The sequence below is a fragment of the Kribbella sp. VKM Ac-2568 genome (genome assembly GCF_004345365.1).
Classification (GTDB): domain Bacteria; phylum Actinomycetota; class Actinomycetes; order Propionibacteriales; family Kribbellaceae; genus Kribbella; species Kribbella orskensis.
The window spans coordinates 537,083-557,793 of record NZ_SLVF01000005.1 but is presented as its reverse complement, the minus strand read 5'-3'; the positions used below and the strand labels follow the sequence as shown (position 1 = coordinate 557,793).

Sequence of the window (20,711 nt, the reverse complement as noted above, 5' to 3'; positions counted from 1 at the left end):
TGTTGTCCACATCCCACAGCGGGAGACATCCGCCGTACGCCGCTGGACGTACTCTGGTGACATGTCACTGACGCGCAGCCCCCTGCTCGATCTCCCGGGCGCCGTGGAGGCCGACGGTCTCGACGCCGGGGTCGCCGCTCACTACGGCTCCGACCTCCGCGAGCAGCGGGCGCTGGTCGCCGGTAGGGGGTACGTCGACCTCTCGCACCGCGAGGTGGTCACCATCAGCGGACCCGACCGGCTCACCTGGCTGCACGCCCTGACCACCCAGTACTTCGAGGGCCTGCGCCCGGGCACCTCCACCACGGCCCTGCTGCTCTCGCCGACGGGTCACATCGAGCACGCCATGTACGGCGTCGACGACGGCGAGACGTTCTGGCTGCACACGGAGCCGGGTGCCTCCGCGGCGCTGGTCGAGTGGCTCCAGAAGATGGTGTTCATGTCGCGGGTGGAGATCACCGACGTGACCGCGGACTACGCGATCGTCTGGCGGCCGGGTGACGCCCCCGCCGAAGGACCGCTGACTCGCAGCGGCGCGGATTCGCTCGGCGGGCATGAGATGTTCCTGCCGCGGGCCGAGTTGCCGGCGTTCGCCGAGCTCGCCGGACCGCCTGCGGGTGTCTGGGCGTACGAGGCGCTGAGGATCGAGGCGGGCAACCCGCGGCTCGGGCTCGACACGGACGAGCGGGCGATCCCGAACGAGCTCGGCTGGCTCGGCGTCGGCGTCCACCTGGACAAGGGCTGCTACCGCGGTCAGGAGACGGTCGCGCGGGTGCACAACCTCGGCCGTCCGCCGCGCCGGCTGGTCCGGCTGCACCTGGACGGGTCCGTGGACCACCTGCCCGCCCACGGGTATGCGGTACGGGCTGGTGACAAGCAGGTCGGCTTCATCGGGTCGGCCGCACGGCACCACGAGGACGGGCCGATCGCGCTCGCGCTGATCAAGCGGTCGGTGGACCCGGCCGCCGTGCTGGAGGTCGTCGCCGAGGACCAGCCGACGGTCACCGCCACGCAGGAACTCCTGGTCGACCCCGAGGTCGGCCTGCACGTCCGCGCCCGGCTCTGAGCGTCCGCGCCGGGCTGTGAGCGGGATCATGTCCAATCCGGGTTTTTGCTCCTGACCTCTGAGCCGTACAGTTCCGCTGTGACCGAACCTGTGATCGTCGCCGACGTCGTCCGCAGCGGATTCGTGGAGGGCCATCACCGCGGCTCCGTCGTGGTGACCGCTCCCGACGGCTCCGTCGAGTGGTCCGTCGGCGTGGTGGACCAGCCGATGTTCCCCCGCTCGTCCAACAAGCCCATGCAGGCGCTCGGCATGCTCCGCAGCGGCCTCGACCTGGACGGCGAACTTCTCGCTCTCGCCGGTGCGTCCCACTCGGGCGAGCCGTTCCACCTGGACGGCGTACGGCGGATCCTGGCCGGCGTCGGCCTGGACGAGTCGGCCCTGCGGACGCCCCCGGCGTACCCGATCGACGAGCAGGCGCGGGACGAGTGGGTCCGCACCGGGCACGCCGTCGACCCGATCACGATGAACTGCTCCGGCAAGCACGCCGCGATGATCGCGACCTGCGTGTCCAACGGCTGGCCGATCCACGACGACGCGCACGCCAAGAGCCCGGACGGGGTCTGGGGCCGCGACGACTACCGGTCGCCGGAACACCCTGTCCAGCAAGCGATCCGGACCGCGATCGAGGACTCCGCCGGCGAGAAGGTCTCGTACGTCGCGGTCGACGGCTGTGGTGCTCCGCTGCTGGCGATCAGCCTGGCCGGCCTGGCTCGCTCGTTCGGGTTGTTCGCGGCGGCGGCCGAGGGCACCCTCGAGGCGCGGGTGGCGAACGCGTTCCGGACGCATCCGGAGTACGCGAGCGGCAGTCGGCGGGACGAGGCCGCGCTGATGAAGGCTGTTCCCGGGTTGATGTGCAAGGCGGGTGCCGAAAGCGTTTATGCGGTGGGTCTTCCCGACGGCCGGGGCATCGCGGTCAAGGTCGAGGACGGCACTCCCCGGGCCCGCGCAGTCGTCATGGCCGCCACCCTGCAGCACCTCGGCCTGACGAACGACGAGATCGACTCCCAGACCCGCCACCCCCTCTACGGCGGCGGCATCCAGGTCGGCTCCGTCCACCCGAACCCTTCCCTGTTCAAGTAACTCGCTCTCACGCCACCCGTACTGCGCGCCGCACCTCGGCCCGCAGTACGGGTGATTGCTGTCACGTCAGCCTTGCTTGCAATTGCAAGCACCTTGCTAGCACACTGGGGGCATGGCCAGATTGGGTGATCGTGTTGCGGGATCCGTTGGATCGGTGGGGGAGTACCTCGCCGAGCAGCGCCGGAACGCGCAGCTGTCGTTGCGGCAGCTCTCCGATCTGGCAGGTGTGTCGAACCCGTACTTGAGCCAGATCGAGCGCGGCCTGCGGAAACCGTCGGCCGATGTGCTGCAGCAGCTCGCGAAGGCTCTGCGGATCTCCGCGGAGACCCTGTACGTACGGGCCGGCATCCTCGATCCGGACGACAGCTCGGACGGCGCCCGGCGGACTCCGGGCGTGGTCGACGCGGTACTGCTCGACCCCGCACTGAACGAGCGGCAGAAGCGCGTGCTGCTCGACGTGTACGACTCGTTCGTCCGTGAGAACACGCCCGAGACCGCGGAGACGCCCAGCGCAGTACAGGCCGAGCCTGCTGCGGAGGCCGCACCGGCGAAGAAGCCGGCCGCCAAGAAGACCCCTGCAAGAAAAAGCACCACCAAGTAGTCACTGAGTAGTTCCCGCTGAAAACCTTCCGAGGAGATGCCTGATGGCAACCCGTACCCCTGTCAACCCGCTCTACGTGATCGCCGGCGCCGGCGACCTGGCCGTGGAGAAGTTCCGCGCCGTCAGCGACGACGTGACCACCCGCTTCGCCGCGCTGGACCAGAAGACGCTGCAGACCGAGCTGGCCAAGCGCCAGGCCGAGCTGAGCAAGCGCCTCGAGGCGCTCGCCGCCGACGCCAAGACCGTGCCGGCCAAGCTGCGTGAGCTGCCCGCCGTCGCGCAGGCCGGTCTGACCACCGTGCTCGGCCAGGCCGAGGAGACCTACGACGACCTCGCCGCCCGCGGCCAGGACATCGTCACCCGGATCCGCAGCCAGAAGGCCACCGAGGACCTGGCCACCCAGGCGAAGACCACGGTGAGCAAGGCCAAGGCCACCCGCACCACCGCGCGCAAGACCGCCGAGACCGCGTCGCGCAACGTGAAGGCGACCACGACGAGCGCCCGCAAGACCGCCAAGGCCGCCACCAAGGCAGCCGGCGCCGCGGCCTCCAAGGTCGGCGACTGACCGTAGTCGTCACGCTTCAGCAGGCGCGGGTGGTCCCCAATCTGTCGTTCGGCAGAGGTGGGCCACCCGTGTGCTGCGTTAGGCTCTAACGCATGCTCCCACTCGCCACGTTCTCGACCCTGTTCCCCGGGTTCGCGAATCCGATCGACATCATCTGGTGGGTGCTGTTCGGCATCAAGCTGGTCGCCTTGCTGGACGCCGCCTTCCGCCCGCGCGCGGTCTTCGTCGCCGCCGACAAGCTCACCAAACCCGGCTGGGTGCTGATCCTGGCCACGTTCACGCTGGGTCAGCTCTTCCAGAGCTGGCTGAGTTTCTTCGGCCTGATCGGCATCGTCGCGGCCGCCGTCTACCTGGTGGACGCCCGCCCCGCCCTCCGAGCCGCCGCCGGCCGAGGCCGCGGAGGCTGGGGCATCCGCCGCCGTCGCGGCCCCCGGCCGCTTTAGCCGTACTGCGGTACGCGCCGTCGGCGCCCTTGCCGCCTGTCTCGCGACCGGCACCGATGGTGCCTGGCAGAGGCGGGCATTCACCCCGCCCGGCCGGGACTACGAGCGGTAGACGATGACCTTGTCGCCTACCTTGACCTGGTCGAAGAGGAGTTGGATCTTGGCTAGGTCTCGGACGTTAACGCAGCCGTGGGAGGCTCCGTTGTAGCCTCGGGCGGCGAAGTCGGAGGAGTAGTGGACCGCCTGGCCGCCGCTGAAGAACATCGCGAACGGCATCGGGGAGTCGTACAGCTTGGAGACGTGGTTGCGGCTCTTCCAGCCGACCGTGAACCCGCCCTCGCGGGTGGCCGTCTTCTGGGCGCCGAAGCGGACGTCCAGCTGCATCTTGACGACGCCGTCGACCACGTAGCGCAGCTTCCGGGTGCTCTTGTCGATGCAGAGGGCGACGCCCGTCGCGCAGCGTGCGTCGAGCTTCTTGCCGTTCACCACGGGTGCCGGCGGGAACAGCTCGGCCTGGGTGGGCTCGTGGGTGACCGCGGACAGCTTCGTCCAGGTGTTCTGGTCGACGTAGCCGATCGGCGGGATCCCCTTGGAGCTCTGGAACTTCTTCACCGCGGATCGGGTCATCGTGCCGAACGAGTTGTCCATGTACTGCTTGTCGAGCAGCTTGAGCTGGACCAGGCGAGCCTCGACCTTGCGGACCGACGCACCGCTGGAACCATTGCTCCACAGCGCCTTCGGGTAGATCGGCAGCTCGCCGCTGACCTGGAACGGCACGGTCTTCAGCTCGGCGGGCGCGGCGGACGCGGTAATTCCGGAACCGGCGAGTCCAGCAATTGCCGCCATCGTGACGGCAGCAGCCAGCACATTACGCACGATCAGCGCACTACGAGTCCAGCGCATCGGAATCCCCTCGTCGATCCGTCCCTACAGCAGTGGGACGCCCTCACAGACCGGTTGGTTGGCGTCGGGCGGACGCTTCGCACCGGACTGTTTCGCCGGTGCCGGCCAAGCGTAAGTTGCAGAAGACAACCTGGTCATCTCTTGTAAGCAACTCGTGACCAGCCTCACCCGGATCGTCACGCAGAGACAGGGTCACGGAGAGGCTGGATCGTCACGCAGAGGAGGACGCGATGGAGATCGTGCTGAAGACCGCGGACATCACCACCGTGCCTGCGGACGCGATCGTCAACGCCGCACACCACGCCCTGCGCGGAGGGGGCGGCGTGGACGGTGCGATCCATCACGCCGGTGGCCCGTCGATCCTGGCCGAGTGCATCGAGCGGTACCCGAACGGTGTTCCCACCGGCGAGGCCGGCTGGACCACCGCGGGGAACCTGCCGGCGCGGTACGTGATCCATGTAGTCGGGCCGAATTACACGGCGGGACAACGGGATCCGGCGCTGCTCGAGTCCTGTTACCGGAACGCGCTGCGCCTGGCGGACGAGTTGGGAGCCAGGCGTCTGACGCTACCGGCCGTATCAGCCGGCATCTACGGATGGCCCGCGCAGTCGGCGGCCGACCTCGCAGTACAGACGTTGCGGGAGACGGAGACCGAGGTCGAGGAGGCGACGTTCTGCCTGGTCGAACCGCGGCTCCACAAGGCGTTCACGAAAGCCTTGGAATGAAGGAAACAGCGGCGGCCGGGGAGACCCCGGCCGCCGCTGCTTCTGCTGCTGGAACGAGAAGGCTCAGGCGCTGTAGACGAGAACCTTGTCGCCGATCTTCACGTGGGCGAAGATCCAGGCGATCTTCTTCTTGTCCCGCATGTTCACGCAGCCGTGCGAGGCGCCGTTGTAGCCACGGGCCTTGAAGTCCGACGAGTAGTGCACAGCCTGGCCACCGCTGAAGAACATCGCGTACGGCATCGGCGAGTGGTAGATCGACGAGACGTGGTTCTTCGACTTGCGGTAGACCTTGAAGCTGCCGTTCCGGGTCGGGGTCCGCTTGGCGCCGAAGCGCGCGTCCCCCACGGCAAGAGCCTTGCCGTTGACCATGAACACCACCTTGCGGGTCTTCTTGTTGATGCAGAGGATCCGGCCCTTCATGCAGCGCTTGTCGATCCGGAGCTTGCCCGGAACCAAGGTGCTCTTCGCCGTGGCCTTGGCGGCCGGGGCGACAGCGGCCTTGGGCGCAACCTTCGGAGCCACCGCCACGGCCTTGCCGGCGACCGGAGCCGCATCGGCTGTCGTGGCAGCGGTCAGGACGCCGACCCCCAGCATCGCGACCGCCGTCGTGGTGGCGCCGAGCTTACGCAGAATGCCCATGTTTCTTTTTCCTTCCCCCAACTGATGTGCTTTTCACTAGGTAGACGCCATGACGATCCACCCGGTTGGTAACGATCCGCAAACTTCTCCCCGCCGGACCGACCAACCAGGTCAGTGATTCGCCTGTCAGGCCTTCGACTTGCGACCGAGCTTCGCGCGCTCGATCTGGGTCAGCGCGACCTTACGCATCCGGATGGCATCCGGGGTGACTTCGACACACTCGTCCTCGCGGCAGAATTCGAGCGACTGCTCGAGCGAGAGCTTGCGGGCCGGCACCAGCTTCTCGAACTCGTCCGCGTTGGAGCGGACGTTGGTCATCTTCTTCTCGCGGGTGATGTTGACGTCCATGTCGTCGGCGCGGGAGTTCTCGCCGACGATCATGCCCTCGTAGACGTCGGTGCCCGGCTCGCAGAACATCGTGCCGCGCTCCTGCAGGTTCACCATCGCGTACGACGTCGTGACGCCGGTGCGGTCCGAAACCAGCGAGCCGGACGGGCGGGTGCGTAGCTCGCCGAACCACGGCTCGTAGCCTTCGAACACGTGGTGCGCGATACCGGTACCGCGGGTGTCGGTGAGGAACTCGGTGCGGAAGCCGATCAGGCCTCGCGCGGGCACCAGGAACTCCATCCGGACCCAGCCGGTGCCGTGGTTGGTCATCTGCTCCATCCGGCCCTTGCGGACCGCGAGCAGCTGGGTGACGGTACCGAGGTACTCCTCCGGGCAGTCGATCGTCAATCGCTCGACCGGCTCGTGCCGCTTCCCGTCGATCTCACGCGTGACGACCTGGGGTTTGCCGACGGTCAGCTCGTAGCCCTCGCGGCGCATCTGCTCGACCAGGATGGCCAGCGCCAGCTCACCACGGCCCTGCACCTCCCAGGTGTCGGGACGCTCGGTCGGCAGGACCTTGAGCGACACGTTGCCGACGAGTTCCCGGTCGAGCCGGTCCTTGACCAGGCGGGCGGTGACCTTGGTGCCCTTGATCCGGCCGGCCAGCGGCGAGCTGTTGGTGCCGATCGTCATCGAGATGGCCGGCTCGTCCACGGTGATGAACGGCAGCGGCTTCGGGTTCTCCGGGTCGGCCAGCGTGTCGCCGATCATGATCTCCGGGATGCCCGCGATCGCGACGATGTCACCCGGTCCGGCCGAGTCGCCGGGCACGCGCTCGAGCGCCTCGGTGATGAGCAGTTCGGTGATCTTGACCCGCTGGATGGTGCCGTCGTGCTTGCACCACGCAACCTGCGCGCCCTTCTTCAGGGTGCCCTCGTGCACCCGGACCAGCGCGAGCCGGCCGAGGAACGGCGAGGCGTCCAGGTTGGTGACGTGCGCCTGCAGCGGCGCGCCCTCGGTGTACTCCGGGGCCGGCACGTTCGCCAGGATCGTCTCGAACAGCGGCTCGAGGTCCTCGGAGTCCGGCATGCCGCCGTCCTCCGGCTGGGTCAGCGAGGCGCGACCCGCGCGGGCGGAGGCGTAGACGACCGGGAAGTCCAGCGCGCTCTGGTCCGCGTCGTGGTCCAGCAGGTCCAGGAACAGCTCGTAGGTCTCGTCCACGACCTCGGCGATCCGGGCGTCCGGACGGTCCACCTTGTTCACCACGAGGATCACCGGCATGTTGCGGGCCAGCGCCTTGCGCAGTACGAAGCGGGTCTGGGGCAGCGGGCCCTCGGAGGCGTCGACCAGCAGCACGATCGCGTCCACCATCGACAGGCCGCGCTCGACCTCACCACCGAAGTCGGCGTGGCCGGGGGTGTCGATGATGTTGAGCGTCATCTGTTCGCCGTTGGCCATCTTGTGCCGGACGGCGGTGTTCTTGGCGAGGATCGTGATGCCCTTCTCACGCTCCAGGTCACCTGAATCCATCGCTCGTTCGTCGACGTGCTGGTGGGCTCCGAAGGCACCGGACTGCCACAGCATCGCGTCGACCAGGGTGGTCTTCCCGTGGTCGACGTGGGCCACGATGGCCACGTTGCGCAGATCATTACGGAGGGGCATGCGGAAGCGCTCCAAGCAAATTTGAGATTCGGTGGCCAGGCGGTGGCTGCGGCTTGAGTCCGTGCCACTTCGCAGGGCGCAGCGCTCCCATGGTACGGCGCACGGACCGTGACCACGAAACCGGTCACGGGGCATCCACGAATCCGATCACGGGGGCATCCACGAATCCGGTGACCGGGGGCCGGCCGCGAATCCGGTCGCACGGAGCGTGTCCACCGATCGGTTGAGCCTTTGACATTTCGTTCGCTGTACGTACAGTCTATGAACAGGCGCCTGGGGAGGGGCCTGCAACGGGGGGCCAGCACGGAGCGCCGAGTGTCTGCGGGGGGTGAGACTCGGCCTCCGTGGCCCTGGCCGGAAAAGAAGAGATGCCGCGATCGGTCAGCACGAACCGTGAGCTGCGGGAGAAGTCCCGCGAGCGGATCCTTGCCGCTGCCCTGGAGGTCTTCGCCGAGAAGGGCTACGAGGCCGCCTCGATCTCCGATGTCACGGAGCGGGCGGCGGTGTCTCGCGGACTGGTCACCTACTACTTCACCAGCAAGCAGCGGCTCGCGGCCGAGCTGCTGGACCGCTGGCTGGACGGGATCGGTGGGATCCTCGGGCTCCAGGGCAGCGCGGACGAGCGACTGGCGGGGATCATCGACGGCAGCCTGATGGCGGCGGCCGCCACCCTGCCGGTGCAGCGGCTGGCGATCACGCTGATGATGCTGCCGACCACGCACCCGATATTCGCCGACGTGGAGGCTCAGAAGGCGGGCCGGGTGCGCGAGATGGAGGACGCGATCCGCTCGATCTTCGCCGAGCGCGGCGCCGCCGAGCCGGCCGTCGAGGAGATGTTGCTCAGGGCAACACTCGAGGGCGTGACGGTGAAGATGGCGATCTACCCCGGCACCTTCCCGGTCGAGGCCATCCGCCGCCGCCTGCACGCGTCGTACAACCTCCCGGAACCCACCGCCCCGCTCCCGATCCCGTCACCGCAGGTCGACCGCCTCCGCGCCAAATAGCCGGTACTGCGTGCGCCGCGGTTGGGGTTACTGGACTCGGTGGACCTTGTGTTGGGCTGCTTGGGCTCGGGGGCGGACGGTGAGGCGGTCGATGTTGACGTGGGCTGGGCGGGTGGCGACCCAGGCGACGATGTCGGCGATGTCGTCGGAGACCAGCGGCTCGGCGACGCCCGCGTAGACGGCGTCGGCCTTGGCCTGGTCGCCCTCGAACCGGGTCAGCGCGAACCCCTCGCTCTTCACCATCCCCGGCGCGATCTCGCAGACCCGGACCGGCTGGTCATACAGCTCCAGCCGAAGGGTGTCCACGACCGCCTTCACCGCGTGCTTGGCCGCGACGTACCCGCCGCCGCCCTCGTACGCGACCTGGCCGGCGGTGGAGCCCATCACGATGATCTGCCCCTCGCCCGCGATGAGTGCCGGAAGCAACGACTTGGTGACCGCGGCGACGCCGATCACGTTCACCTCGTACATCTTCCGCCAGGCGTCGAGGTCGGCCTCGGCGACGGGTTCGAAACCGAAGGCGCCGCCCGCGTTGTTCACCAGCAGGTCGAGCCGGTCGCCGACCTCGGCGGCCAGCCGGGCGACATCCTCGGCAGAGGTGACGTCGCACTGCACCGCGCGGCCATCGATCTCCTTCGCCAGCGCCTCGACCCGATCCAGCCGCCGGGCCGCACAGATCACCTCGAACCCCTCCCGGGCCAGCCGCCGGGCCGAGGCAGCCCCGATCCCGCTACTCGCACCGGTGACAACAGCTAGAGGACGCGCACTGGAAGTCATAACCCCGAGTCTCCCAAACCCTCGCCGCCCGTTCCCAGCCCGTCTCACCTCTCTGTACGCCGTACCGGTGGCGGGGCGTCTGTACGCCGTACCGGGTGGCGGGGCCGAGATAGGGAGAAGTCCCGATTCCACCCCGCGGCGCCGGAGTTACGCTGGCCACGTGACGCAACCCCCTGACCGTCCTCTCCGGCGGGTCGCGATGATCAGCCTGCACACCTCGCCGCTGGACCAGCCCGGGATCGGGGATGCCGGCGGGATGAACGTCTACGTGGTGGAGCTGTCCAAGCGCCTCGCCGACCTCGGCATCGAGGTGGACGTCTTCACCCGGGCGACCGCCTCCGCACTGCCGGCCAAGGTCGAGCTGAGCCCCGGCGTGACCGTGCGCAACGTGGCCGCCGGGCCGTACGAGGGTCTGTCGAAGAACGAGCTTCCGGCGCAGCTGTGCACCTTCGCCCGCGCCGTACTGCGAGCCGAGGCGATCCGCGAACCGGGGTACTACGACGTGATCCACTCGCACTACTGGTTGTCCGGCCAGGTCGGCCTGCTCGCCCGGGACCGGTGGGCCGTGCCGCTGGTGCACACCATGCACACGATGGCCAAGGTGAAGAACGCGAGCCTCGCCGACGACGACGTACCGGAGCCGCCGGCGCGGTTGCTCGGCGAGGAGCAGGTGGTCGAGGCGGCAGATCGGCTGCTCGCGAACACCGCCGACGAGGCGCAGGAGCTGATCAGCCTGTACGGCGCCCAGCCCGCCAAGGTCGGGGTGGTCAACCCGGGGGTCGATCTGGAGGTATTCAGCCCGGGAGACCAGGCGGCCGCCCGTCGCGCCGTCGGGGTGGCCGAGGACGCGATCGTGCTCGCGTTCGTCGGGCGGATCCAGCCGCTGAAAGCGCCGGACATCCTGATCCGGGCGGCAGCCAGGATGCTCGAGCACGACCCGTCGCTGCGGGACCGGCTGGTGGTGGCGATCATCGGCGGCCCCTCGGGGAACGGGATGGAACACCCGGAATCGCATGCGGAGCTGGCCCGGGATCTGAAGGTCGACGACGTCACCCGATTCGTGAAGCCGATGGCACGAGCAGGGCTCGCGGACTGGTACCGGGCGGCCTCGGTGGTCTGCGTACCGTCGTACTCCGAGTCCTTCGGCCTGGTCGCCCTGGAGGCGCAGGCCTGCGGTACGCCGGTGGTCGCGGCGGCCGTCGGCGGGCTGACCACGGCCGTCAGCGACGGCAGTACCGGGCTGCTGGTCCCGGGCCACGCCATCGACGACTTCGCCGACGCGCTGGGCCGGATCGCGACGGATCCGCTGCGGCGCGAGACGATGAGTCGCGCCGCGGTCAAGCATGCCCGGGGGTTCGGCTGGGAACTGACGGCGAAGAAGACGCTGGCGGCCTATCGGAGGGCGCAGGAGACGATGGCGGCGGAACTGGCCGCGGAGGTTGGTTGATGAGGGTGTCCGCGGCGGACGTGATCCGTCAGGTGCTGACCGAGAACGACCTGGAGTTCACCGAGTCCGAACCAGGGGTCTTCGCGGCCGACCTGCCCGGCGAGCGCAAGCTGAAGACCACGGTGATGCTGACCGTCGGTAGCCAGGCCGTCCAGGTGCACGCGTTCGTGGCCCGCCGGCCGGACGAGAACCACGAGGCCGTCTACCGCTGGCTGCTGGAGCGGAACCTGAAGATGTACGGCGTCGCCTTCGCGGTCGACCATATGGGCGACATCCACCTGGACGGGCGGGTTCCGCTGCACGCGATCACCCCGGTCGAGGTGGATCGGCTGCTCGGCGCGGTGCTGGAGTACGCCGACTCGTCGTTCAACACGATCCTGGAACTCGGCTTCGCCAGCTCGATCCGCAAGGAGTACGAGTGGCGGCTGTCCCGCGGGGAGTCCACCCGGAACCTGGACGCGTTCAAGGGCTGGCTGGAGCCTCGGTAGGCTGTCGTCATGACCTACCGCCTGATCCTGCTGCGTCACGGCACCAGCGACTGGAACGCCAAGAATCTCTTCACCGGCTGGGTCGACGTCGACCTGAACGCGGGTGGCGTCGAGGAAGCCCAGCGCGGCGGTGAGCTGCTGCGCGACCGCGGCCTGCTGCCCGACGTCCTGCACACCTCGGTGCTCCGCCGCGCGATCCGCACCGCGGAAATCGCACTCGACGTGGCCGACCGGCAGTGGATCGATGTCCGCCGGTCCTGGCGGCTGAACGAGCGCCACTACGGCGGCCTGCAGGGCAAGGACAAGAAGCAGACGCTGGAGGAGCTCGGCGAGGAGCAGTTCATGCTGTTCCGCCGCTCCTACGACACCCCACCGCCGGCGATCGAGCGCGGCTCGGAGTTCGACCAGGCCGGCGACCCGCGGTACTCAGGACTGCCGTCGGAGTTGCTGCCGGCAACGGAATGCCTGAAGGACGTCGTCGAGCGGATGCTGCCGTACTGGTACGACGCGATCGTGCCGGACCTGCGGGCCGGCCAGACCGTGCTGGTGACCGCGCACGGCAACTCGCTGCGCGCGCTGGTCAAGCACCTGGACAACCTGGACGAGCAGACCATCGTCGGCCTCAACATCCCCACCGGCGTTCCGCTGTACTACGAGCTCGACGAGGACTTCCACCCGATCAAGCCGGGCGGCGAGTACCTCGACCCCGAAGCGGCCGCCGCCGCCATCGAAGCCGTCAAGAACCAGGGCCGCTGACCTCCGCCACCTCCTCCTGCTCCCCGAGATCGAGAGCCCGAAGGCGGTCAAGCTCGTCCTGAGCCGAGGATGCTGCGCGACCACCTCGGGTCTCGCTCGGATGTGGTGGGTCCGGACACCCTGATGGGACTTGGACAGGAAATACCGTGACCCAGGTCCCTGCTTGGTGTCCCAGGTCCCCACATCTGGCGCCTATGCCGCACACAAAGGCGAACCAGCGGCCTTTCTCCCCGCCGTGCTGGTGGAGCCAGGGATGAGCCTGCGCTCATTCGTGGATCGCGGACCTGGGGAAGCGATTACCTGGAACGCAGATCCACGACTGGGCGCGGCCGACCGGCAGAGAGGGACGACAAAGGCGCCTCTGGCAACAGTTGCCGGAGGCGCCTCTGGGTGGTGCGTGGTCAGTTGTTGCCGTTGGGGGACGGGGTGGAGGCGCCGGCGCCTGAGCCCGCGGCGGTGCCGCCGACGGCGACCGGGAGCTCGCCGGTGACCAGGTAGACGACCCGGCGGGCCATCGACACGGCGTGGTCGGCGATGCGCTCGTAGTACCGGCCGAGCAGCGCGATGTCGACCGCGACCTCGACGCCGTGCGGCCAGGAGTCGTCCATCATCAGCCGGAACTGGTTGCTGCGGAGCTTGTCCATCTCGTCGTCGACCGACTCCAGCTTGGTCGCCGCCTTGACGTCGCGGGACTTGATCACGTCACCCGCGCCGTCCACCATCCGGCCGGCGACGGCGCCCATCTCCTCGATCACGCCGTGCAGCTCGGCCGGGATCGCCGGCGCCGGGTAGCGCAGCCGGGCGATCTTCGACACGTGCGCGGCCAGGTCGCCCATCCGCTCCAGGTCGGCCACCATCCGGAGCGCGGCGACCAGCATCCGCAGCTCGTTGGCGACCGGGGCCTGCCGGGCCATCAGATCGAAGACCTTCTCCTCGACGCCTTCGCCGGCCGCGTCCAGTTTGATGTCGGCGGCAATCACTTCCTCGGCCTGCCGGATGTCCGCGGTCAGCAGGGCGCTGGTCGAGCGGCGGACGGCGGTGGACACGGTCCGGGTCATCCGTTCGAGCTCGGCAAGGATGTCTTCGAGCTGCTCGTGGTAGGTGTCGCGCATCGTGTCTGCTTCCGATCTGTGGTGTCCGGTCCTGCTTCGCGGGAGGCCCTCCGGCCCACCGTGATCGGGTACCCCGACGCGGTGGACGCCATGCTCGCCCACGGTGGACGGTAGGCGGCCCAGGTTGCCGGACGGCGACGAGTGGTGAACGGCCGATGAACAGTTAGGACGTGTTCCGGTCATCCGGTGCTCATTCGGTCTTTCCCTCCTGGTTGCCCGCGTAGCATCGGTGCCGTGGACCCCACGCTGGCTGCGGTGCTGGGCGGCGTCATCGGCGCGGCCCTGGCCCTGCTTTCACTAGGCGCGATGGTGCTCAGTGAGCGTTCCCAGCAGAAGGTTCCGGTCACCCCCGACCCCGTCGTCCCCACCGGCGTAGCCACCGTGCTGTCGGTACTGCGGTCCTCGGCCGTGGTGATGGGCCCGGAGGACCAGGTGCTCCAGGCCAGCGCCCCCGCCCACGTGCTCGGCATCGTCCGCGGCGAGCGGCTGGTGGTGGACGACCTGCTCACCATGGTCCGGGCGGTCCGCCGGGACGGGGAGATCCGCCAGCAGGACCTGGAGATCGTCCGCGGCCGGCTCGGCGCCACGCAGTACGTGAGTGCCCGGGTGGCACCGCTCGGCAGCCAGTTCGTGCTCGTGCTGGTCGAGGACCGGACCCGGGAGCGCCGGCTGGACGCGATCCGCCGCGACTTCACCGTGAACGTCAGCCACGAGCTGAAGACCCCGATCGGCGCGCTGATCCTGCTCGCCGACGCCGTCTCCGAGGCCTCGGACGACCCTGACGCCGTACAGCGGTTCTCGGGCCGGATGCGGGTCGAGGCGGCCCGGCTGAGCCGGCTGGTCAAGGAGATCATCGAGCTGTCCCGGCTGCAGGGCGACGACCCGCTGGAGAACCCCGGCCCCGTCGACATCAACGGTGTGATCGAAGCCGCGGTCGACCGCTGCCGGGTGGATGCGGAGGACCGCGACATCAACCTGGTGGTCAAGACCGACCCGTCGCTGGAGGTGATGGGCAGCGAGGACCAGCTCGCCATCGCGATCGGCAACCTGGTCGAGAACGCCGTCAACTACAGCCCCGACGGGACCCGGGTGGCGGTCGCCGCGCACCCGATCGGGGACCTGGTCGAGATCACCGTCAGCGACCAGGGTGTCGGGATCCCGAGCAGTGACCTGGAACGCATCTTCGAGCGGTTCTACCGGGTCGACCGGGCCCGGAGCCGCGAGACCGGTGGTACCGGACTCGGCCTGTCCATCGTCAAGCACATCGCCTCGATCCACGGCGGCGACGTGCGAGTCTGGAGCGTCGAGGGCCAGGGCTCCACCTTCACCGTCCGACTCCCGCTGCGGCTCGATCCCGCGACCGGGCAACCGACGGACTCCTCCATCCAGGAGGAATCCGAGCAACCCCTGACGCCGACCCCGTCAGTGGACCAACGGTCTGGATCGCAGGATGCTTCGCATCGCCGACGTCCAGGCGGGCACCTCGCGGCGTTGGAGGAGGAGCCACGATGATACCCGCATCGAGGCTCCTCCTCCGCCTTGCGATGCACCCACCTGGACGTAGGTGCTGAAGCATCCTGCGATCCAGACCGTTTCAACCAAGGAGGCAGCTTCGTGACCCGTGTGCTGGTCGTCGAAGACGAAGAGAGCTACAGCGACGCGTTGTCGTACGTCCTGCGCAAGGAAGGGTTCGAGGTCGCCGTCGCGGAGACCGGCCCGGACGCGCTGGACGAATACGACCGGGCCGGCGCCGACATCGTCCTGCTGGACCTGATGCTGCCCGGCCTGTCCGGGACCGAGGTCTGCCGGGCGCTGCGCAGTCGCGGCAACGTCCCGGTGATCATCGTCAGCGCCAAGGACACCGAGGTCGACAAGGTCGTCGGCCTCGAACTCGGCGCCGACGACTACGTCACCAAGCCCTACAGCCCCCGCGAGCTGCTGGCCCGCATCCGCGCGGTCCTGCGCCGCGGCCAGGACGTCGAGCTACTGCCCGACACTCTGGAGGCCGGCCCGGTCCGGATGGACGTCGAGCGCCACGTGGTGACCGTCTCCGGCACCGAGATCCGGCTCCCGCTGAAGGAGTTCGAACTCCTCGAGATGCTGCTCCGCAACACCGGCCGCGTCCTCACCCGCGGCCAGCTGATCGACCGCATCTGGGGAGCCGACTACGTAGGCGACACCAAGACCCTCGACGTCCACGTAAAACGCCTCCGCTCCAAACTGGAGAAGGACCCCTCGAACCCCTCCCACCTGGTAACCGTCCGAGGCTTGGGCTACAAGTTCGAAGCCTGAGTACTACGCCAACGCAGCTCCTCCGTCGCCGCTCCCACCCACCCGGGAACGGCGCTCCTACGTCGCGCCTGAATAACCGCCCGGGCGGTCGCGGAGTTCGGGGTGGAGCCGGGGTCGGGTGGTCCGGAGCTGCCGACAGCTCCCTTGTCGCCCGCCGGACCAGGAGCCCGGTGCGCCTCCGTCGCACCTCGGCGACGAGGGGGGCGTCGGCCTTCGGTGGAGAGTTGGTGGCGCTGAGCCCTGGCGGAATGGCGCGTGCCCGGCAATCGCGGGGGCCAGCCGGGCGGCGTACGCAACAACAGGAAGTACTGCGTTCTGCCGGCGCCTCGACCGCCTCGGTAAGTGTGGAGGTTGACCTCGTGAGCGACCTCTTCCTGTCGGTCGGTGCGCCCTGGCCGAGGGACCTGCTCGTGATGGTCTTGTGGGGCGAGCCGGGCCGCCTGACCACCTCGCGGCAGTCTTGCCACCCCGATCACGCCCGGTGACCATGCACCTCCGCCGCGGCCACGTGGGATCACCCGCCCGCTGTGGCGACCAGCCGTTTCGCCGAGGGGCGACGGAGGAGCCGCGGGATGACGGGTGGGTGGGAGCTAGCTGCGTGAGGTCTCGCCGTACGAGGCAAGGCTCACACGCGGCCGCCTATGAGACTGGTGGGCGGTTAGCTTAGGCTTCCCTTAGTTGAGGCACCTGTTGCTAAGGAGAATCACCATGTCCTGGTCCCGTACTCGGGCGGCGCTGCGGCCCGCTCGTACTGCCGCTGTGGCGGTTGCCGCTGTTCTGGTGGCGACGACGCTGGCTGCTTGTGGCAGTGACGCCGACGAGCAGGCGGCGCCAGCGGGGGATGCGTCCGCCGGGTTTCCGGTCACGCTGAAGAACACGTTCGGTGAGACCACGATCGAGAAGAAGCCGGAGCGGATCGTCACGCTGGGGTGGAACGCTCAGGATGTCGTGTACGCCCTGGATGAGACGCCGGTCGGGATGCCGAAGATCACCTACGGCCCGACGCCGGCCGGGGTCACCGCCTGGGACACCGAGCACTTCGACGCAGCCAAGACCACGCTGCTGGACACCACCGACAGCATTCCGTTCGAGAAGGTGGCGGCGCTGCGGCCCGACGTGATCCTGGCGCCGTACGAGGGGTTCGACAAGGCGACCTACACCAAGCTGTCGGAGATCGCGCCGACGGTCGCGTACCCGGGCGCCCCGTGGCAGACCACCTGGCAGGACCAGACCACGATCATCGGCAAGGCGCTGGGCAAGTCGGCCGAGGCGGACAAACTGGTCGCCGGGATCAAGGAGCTGACCACGAAGGCCGCCGCGGATCACCCGGAGTTCAAGGGCAAGACGCTGTCGATCCTGTCGTACGGCGCGGAGAACTACGCGTACATGCCCGGTGACCCGCGGGTGCAGATCCTCAACGAGATGGGCTTCGTGAACGCGCCCGGGATCGAGTCGCTGGAGCAGACGAACTCGAAGAAGGAGTTCGCGCTCACTGTCAGCAAGGAGCGGCTGAACGACCTGGACGCCGACGTCGTGGTCGGCTACATCGACGGGATGACGCCGGAGAAGTTCGCCGCCGACCCGGTCTACGCGTCGCTGCCCGCGTTCAAGAAGGGCAGCACCTACCTGATGACCGACCAGCAACTCATCTCCGGGATGAGCGCCGTCAGCGTACTCAGCGTCCCGTGGGTCCTGGACAAGATCCTCCCCGGCCTCTCCAAGGCCGCCGAAGCCGCTTCCTGACCCGTACGCCGCCTCCCGGGCACTGCACGTCCTGCGGCGCAGGCGGCAGCGCAGTACCCGGCTCTGGACGTACTACGGGCGGTGCCTCCCCGGCGTGGGGTGGCACCGCCCATGGCGTGTGGGGGGCGAAGGTCAGCCTTCGGACTCGGCGTCGGCGCGCGGCGACGGGGAGTAGTGGTCGATGGTGAGGACCGGGATCGCCGTGGTGATCGGGCCGGCCTTGCCGAAGGTGATGACCACGTTGATGACGTCGCCCGGCTTACCTCCTGTCACCGTGATCGGCTGGCCCTCGGCCGGCGGCAGGGTGACCAGTTGGTTGGACTTCAGCTCGACCGGCTTGACGTTGCCGAACGTCACCGTGGCCGTCGAAGCGGGGTCCTGGCCGTCCGGCTCGGTGGACGGCGCCGAGGCGATGCCGACGAGCGTGTCGTCCTCGTCGCCCTTGTTCACGATCCCGGCGTGCAGCTCACCCTTGCCGTCCTCGTCGGCCAGCACCAGCATGTTGCGGACCGCGATTGGGCCCGAGTCCGCGTTGGTGCCCTCGGCGGGCTGGTAGGGCTTCGTGGTCTGGGCGCCGAAGTTCGCCCCGCATGCCGCCAGCACGATGCTCAGTGCGAGGGTGGCACCGGCCAGGCCGGTGCGCCGAAAGGCCTTTGAGGACAACGTGATGGGCACTTGAGTTCCCTCTCCTACAACCCGGTGGATGCCGTCAGGCGTTGGCCCCCGGCGGAGCACAGCGTAGCGACATCGGGCCGCCGGTCCGACGGCGGCCACCCCTGTGGCGGGTGTCCCGGGCAACCGTCTTCGCGCGTGCGAGGCACGGCGGACAGCGTTTGTCAAGGCGGGAAGTGGCCTCTGACCAGCGCAAACGCCCCGACCGGACCACCGACCGCGTGGTAGGATAGGACTCGGAAAGGGGCACGTGACATATGACTTTCACAGTCGGCGAGACGGTTGTTTACCCCAACCATGGTGCGGCCGTCATCGAGGACATCGAGACCCGTCAGATCAAAGGTGAGGACAAGACCTATCTGGTCTTGAGGATCGTCGCTCAGAACGACCTGGTCGTCCGGGTCCCCGCGTGCAACCTCGATCTTGTCGGCGTGCGTGACGTCGTGGATCAGGCTGGCTTGGAGCGCGTCTTCGACGTGCTGCGGGCGCCGCACACGGAGGAGCCGACCAACTGGTCGCGTCGTTACAAGGCGAACCTGGAGAAGCTGCACTCCGGTGACGTGATGAAGGTGGCAGAGGTCGTCCGCGACCTGTGGCGCCGTGAGCGTGACCGTGGTCTCTCCGCCGGTGAGAAGCGGATGCTGGCGAAGGCTCGTCAGATCCTCGTCTCCGAACTGGCCCTGGCCGAGCACACGAACGAGGACAAGGCGGAAGCCATCCTCGACGAGGTCCTCGCTTCCTGAGTTCAGGAGCTTCCTGCTACTGGGGAGCACACCCGACCGCGCCCTCGAACCCGTCCGGCATGATGGCGTCGTGAGTACTGCGGCGATCATCCCGGCGGCCGGTCTCGGGGTACGGCTGGGTGGTGAGGCACCAAAAGCATTTCGAGAGGTCGGTGGCGAATCGCTGCTGGTCCACGCCGTACGTGGACTGCGGGCAGCGACCGCCGCCGACCTCACCTGCTTTGTGATCGCGGTTCCGCCGGGCAGCGAGGACGTCGTCCTCAAACTGCTCGAGCCGTACGTCGGGACCGCGACGCTCCAGGTGGTTGCCGGTGGCACCGAGCGGACGGATTCCGTCCGGGCTGCCCTGGACCTGGTCCCCACCGAGGGGATCGACTGCATCCTCGTGCACGACGCGGCCCGGTCCTTCGTACCGGTTGCCGTGATTGAGCGCGTGGTTGCCGCCGTGCGTTCCGGGGCTCCGGCGGTAGTGCCGGTGATTCCCGTCACGGACACGATCAAGCGGGTCGATCCGGTCGGCAAGGTGGTCGACACGCCCGATCGGTCGGCGTTGGTCGCGGTACAGACTCCGCAGGGGTTCGAGCCGACGTTGCTGCGGCGGGCGCATGCCGCCGAGGGCCTCGGGGCGACCGATGACGCGATGTTGTGCGAGCGACTCGGAGTGACCGTGCAGACCGTCGAGGGGTCCGAGGACGCGTTCAAGGTGACGCGGCCGCGAGACCTGATCCTGGCCGAGTCGATCCTCGCGGAAAGGCGATCCTCATGAAGGTGCCACGGGTGGGGACGGGCGTCGACGTCCATCCGGTCGAGGAAGGCCGGCAGATGTGGCTCGCGGGGCTCCTGTGGCCCGAGGAGACCGCCGGCCCTTCCGGGCATTCGGACGGCGATGTGGCGGCTCACGCGGCCTGCGACGCGCTGCTCTCGGCCGCACGGCTCGGCGACCTGGGATCCAACTTCGGCACCTCCGAACCCGAGTGGGCCGGAGCCTCTGGCGCGGCCCTCCTGGCCGAGGCAGCCCGCCGAGTCCGCGCCGCCGGCTTCCAGATCGGCAACATCTCGATCCAGCTCATCTGCAACCGCCCCCGCGTCGGCACCCGCCGCCTCGAAGCCGAGAAGGCCCTCAGCACCGCCTGCGACGCCGAGGTGTCGGTGTCGGCGACGACGACGGACGGGCTGGGGTTGACCGGCCGCGGCGAGGGCATCGCCGCCATCGCCACCGCCCTCATCTACTAGTACTGCGCTCCGGGCTCACAGGCGGGTGGCGATGACCTCGATTTCTACGAGGGCTTGGCCGCCTAGGCGGGCGCCGGCGGTTAGGCGGGCGGGGTAGGGGGTGGTTAGGAATTCGGGGAAGACTGCGTCGTAGGACTGGCGGTCGCGGTCCAGGTCTTGGAGGAAGGCGGTCACCTTGACGATGTCGTCCAGGGAGGCGCCGGCCTCGGCGAGGATGGCGGACAGGTTGCGGAAGATCTGGCGGGTCTGCTCGGCCGCGTCTCCTTCGCCGACCAGGTCGTTGGTCTTCGGGTCGTAGGCCAGCACTCCCGCGGTGAAGATCAGGTCGCCGACGATCCGTGCCTGCGAGTAGTGCCCGCGCGGAGCCGGGGCCGCGTCCGTGGTGACAGCAATCCGAGAAGAAGTCATACCAGCGATCCTAAGGACAGCTGCA

At 68.7% G+C, this 20,711-nt stretch carries 24 protein-coding genes; 17 read left to right on the top strand and 7 right to left on the bottom strand.

Going from position 1 to position 20,711, the window contains the following annotated elements; translation table 11 throughout:
• Nucleotides 1-61 precede the first annotated feature (61 nt).
• The 5 genes from EV648_RS17155 to EV648_RS17135 all read left to right on the top strand — a co-directional run bounded on the left by EV648_RS17155 (nucleotide 62) and on the right by EV648_RS17135 (nucleotide 3,755).
• A complete protein-coding gene (locus EV648_RS17155) occupies nucleotides 62-1,066 on the top strand; it encodes a folate-binding protein YgfZ (RefSeq protein ID WP_132291903.1) in 1,005 nt (334 codons plus the stop codon).
• 78 nt (nucleotides 1,067-1,144) lie between these two features.
• Nucleotides 1,145-2,146, top strand: coding sequence for an asparaginase (locus EV648_RS17150; RefSeq protein WP_132291900.1), 1,002 nt, complete (start codon nucleotides 1,145-1,147; stop codon nucleotides 2,144-2,146).
• 112 nt (nucleotides 2,147-2,258) lie between these two features.
• A complete protein-coding gene (locus tag EV648_RS17145; protein ID WP_132189080.1) occupies nucleotides 2,259-2,747 on the top strand; it encodes a helix-turn-helix domain-containing protein in 489 nt (162 codons plus the stop codon).
• 43 nt (nucleotides 2,748-2,790) lie between these two features.
• Nucleotides 2,791-3,312 (top strand): hypothetical protein, encoded by a 522-nt coding sequence (locus tag EV648_RS17140; RefSeq protein WP_132291897.1) that lies wholly within the window; start codon nucleotides 2,791-2,793, stop codon nucleotides 3,310-3,312.
• Nucleotides 3,313-3,404: 92 nt separating this feature from the next.
• Complete coding sequence (locus EV648_RS17135) at nucleotides 3,405-3,755, top strand: DUF2516 family protein (protein ID WP_132291894.1); 351 nt, start codon at nucleotides 3,405-3,407, stop codon at nucleotides 3,753-3,755.
• A gap of 99 nt (nucleotides 3,756-3,854) precedes the next feature.
• Here the strand turns inward: EV648_RS17135 and EV648_RS17130 are convergent, their stop codons facing one another.
• Entirely contained in the window at nucleotides 3,855-4,658 is an 804-nt protein-coding gene (locus EV648_RS17130; protein ID WP_132291891.1) for a L,D-transpeptidase family protein, read from the bottom strand.
• Between the two features lie 230 nt (nucleotides 4,659-4,888).
• Here EV648_RS17130 and EV648_RS17125 point away from each other — a divergent pair, with 230 nt between their 5' ends.
• Entirely contained in the window at nucleotides 4,889-5,383 is a 495-nt protein-coding gene (locus EV648_RS17125; RefSeq protein ID WP_132291888.1) for an O-acetyl-ADP-ribose deacetylase, read from the top strand.
• Between the two features lie 63 nt (nucleotides 5,384-5,446).
• On the opposite strand, the gene EV648_RS17120 is transcribed toward EV648_RS17125, so the two are convergent.
• Nucleotides 5,447-6,022, bottom strand: coding sequence for a L,D-transpeptidase (locus EV648_RS17120; protein ID WP_132291885.1), 576 nt, complete (start codon nucleotides 6,020-6,022; stop codon nucleotides 5,447-5,449).
• A 126-nt stretch (nucleotides 6,023-6,148) separates the two neighbouring features.
• The gene (gene typA / locus EV648_RS17115; RefSeq protein ID WP_132291882.1) at nucleotides 6,149-8,011 is read right to left on the bottom strand and encodes a translational GTPase TypA; all 1,863 of its coding nucleotides are present in this window, start codon (nucleotides 8,009-8,011) and stop codon (nucleotides 6,149-6,151) included.
• Nucleotides 8,012-8,379: 368 nt separating this feature from the next.
• On the opposite strand from typA, the gene EV648_RS17110 reads away from it, so the two are divergent.
• Nucleotides 8,380-9,015: a TetR/AcrR family transcriptional regulator gene (locus EV648_RS17110; protein ID WP_132291879.1), complete on the top strand. Its 636-nt coding sequence runs from the start codon at nucleotides 8,380-8,382 to the stop codon at nucleotides 9,013-9,015.
• A gap of 27 nt (nucleotides 9,016-9,042) precedes the next feature.
• Here the strand turns inward: EV648_RS17110 and EV648_RS17105 are convergent, their stop codons facing one another.
• Nucleotides 9,043-9,792, bottom strand: coding sequence for an SDR family NAD(P)-dependent oxidoreductase (locus EV648_RS17105; RefSeq protein ID WP_132291876.1), 750 nt, complete (start codon nucleotides 9,790-9,792; stop codon nucleotides 9,043-9,045).
• Between the two features lie 160 nt (nucleotides 9,793-9,952).
• Here EV648_RS17105 and mshA point away from each other — a divergent pair, with 160 nt between their 5' ends.
• Genes mshA through EV648_RS17090 form a run of 3 tightly spaced genes read left to right on the top strand, consistent with a single transcriptional unit; the run spans nucleotide 9,953 to nucleotide 12,483 of the window.
• Complete coding sequence (gene mshA / locus EV648_RS17100) at nucleotides 9,953-11,239, top strand: D-inositol-3-phosphate glycosyltransferase (RefSeq protein ID WP_132291873.1); 1,287 nt, start codon at nucleotides 9,953-9,955, stop codon at nucleotides 11,237-11,239.
• Entirely contained in the window at nucleotides 11,239-11,727 is a 489-nt protein-coding gene (locus tag EV648_RS17095) for a YbjN domain-containing protein (protein WP_132189070.1), read from the top strand. Before mshA ends, EV648_RS17095 begins: the two co-directional genes overlap by 1 nt.
• A gap of 9 nt (nucleotides 11,728-11,736) precedes the next feature.
• Nucleotides 11,737-12,483, top strand: a complete 747-nt coding sequence (locus EV648_RS17090; RefSeq protein ID WP_132291870.1) for a phosphoglyceromutase — start codon at nucleotides 11,737-11,739, stop codon at nucleotides 12,481-12,483.
• Between the two features lie 401 nt (nucleotides 12,484-12,884).
• On the opposite strand, the gene phoU is transcribed toward EV648_RS17090, so the two are convergent.
• Nucleotides 12,885-13,595: a phosphate signaling complex protein PhoU gene (gene phoU / locus EV648_RS17085; protein ID WP_132291867.1), complete on the bottom strand. Its 711-nt coding sequence runs from the start codon at nucleotides 13,593-13,595 to the stop codon at nucleotides 12,885-12,887.
• Nucleotides 13,596-13,829: 234 nt separating this feature from the next.
• Here phoU and EV648_RS17080 point away from each other — a divergent pair, with 234 nt between their 5' ends.
• From EV648_RS17080 to EV648_RS17070, 4 genes are all read left to right on the top strand, one after another.
• Nucleotides 13,830-15,107: a cell wall metabolism sensor histidine kinase WalK gene (locus tag EV648_RS17080; protein WP_132291864.1), complete on the top strand. Its 1,278-nt coding sequence runs from the start codon at nucleotides 13,830-13,832 to the stop codon at nucleotides 15,105-15,107.
• A gap of 102 nt (nucleotides 15,108-15,209) precedes the next feature.
• On the top strand, nucleotides 15,210-15,887 hold the full coding sequence (locus EV648_RS17075) for a response regulator transcription factor (protein ID WP_132189066.1): 678 nt from the start codon (nucleotides 15,210-15,212) through the stop codon (nucleotides 15,885-15,887).
• 359 nt (nucleotides 15,888-16,246) lie between these two features.
• Entirely contained in the window at nucleotides 16,247-16,372 is a 126-nt protein-coding gene (locus EV648_RS44750) for a hypothetical protein (RefSeq protein ID WP_255512846.1), read from the top strand.
• A gap of 223 nt (nucleotides 16,373-16,595) precedes the next feature.
• Nucleotides 16,596-17,630, top strand: coding sequence for an iron-siderophore ABC transporter substrate-binding protein (locus EV648_RS17070; protein ID WP_132291861.1), 1,035 nt, complete (start codon nucleotides 16,596-16,598; stop codon nucleotides 17,628-17,630).
• Nucleotides 17,631-17,762: 132 nt separating this feature from the next.
• Here the strand turns inward: EV648_RS17070 and EV648_RS17065 are convergent, their stop codons facing one another.
• The gene (locus tag EV648_RS17065) at nucleotides 17,763-18,305 is read right to left on the bottom strand and encodes a hypothetical protein (protein WP_132291858.1); all 543 of its coding nucleotides are present in this window, start codon (nucleotides 18,303-18,305) and stop codon (nucleotides 17,763-17,765) included.
• 254 nt (nucleotides 18,306-18,559) lie between these two features.
• Here EV648_RS17065 and EV648_RS17060 point away from each other — a divergent pair, with 254 nt between their 5' ends.
• The 3 genes from EV648_RS17060 to ispF all read left to right on the top strand — a co-directional run bounded on the left by EV648_RS17060 (nucleotide 18,560) and on the right by ispF (nucleotide 20,278).
• Nucleotides 18,560-19,045, top strand: coding sequence for a CarD family transcriptional regulator (locus tag EV648_RS17060; protein ID WP_012918679.1), 486 nt, complete (start codon nucleotides 18,560-18,562; stop codon nucleotides 19,043-19,045).
• A 70-nt stretch (nucleotides 19,046-19,115) separates the two neighbouring features.
• Entirely contained in the window at nucleotides 19,116-19,811 is a 696-nt protein-coding gene (ispD, locus tag EV648_RS17055; protein ID WP_132291855.1) for a 2-C-methyl-D-erythritol 4-phosphate cytidylyltransferase, read from the top strand.
• Complete coding sequence (gene ispF / locus EV648_RS17050) at nucleotides 19,808-20,278, top strand: 2-C-methyl-D-erythritol 2,4-cyclodiphosphate synthase (protein WP_132291852.1); 471 nt, start codon at nucleotides 19,808-19,810, stop codon at nucleotides 20,276-20,278. The genes ispD and ispF overlap by 4 nt, the downstream gene beginning before the upstream one ends.
• A gap of 15 nt (nucleotides 20,279-20,293) precedes the next feature.
• Here ispF and EV648_RS17045 read toward each other — a convergent pair whose 3' ends face one another.
• Entirely contained in the window at nucleotides 20,294-20,686 is a 393-nt protein-coding gene (locus EV648_RS17045; RefSeq protein ID WP_132291849.1) for a Rid family detoxifying hydrolase, read from the bottom strand.
• Between the last annotated feature and the right edge of the window lie 25 nt (nucleotides 20,687-20,711).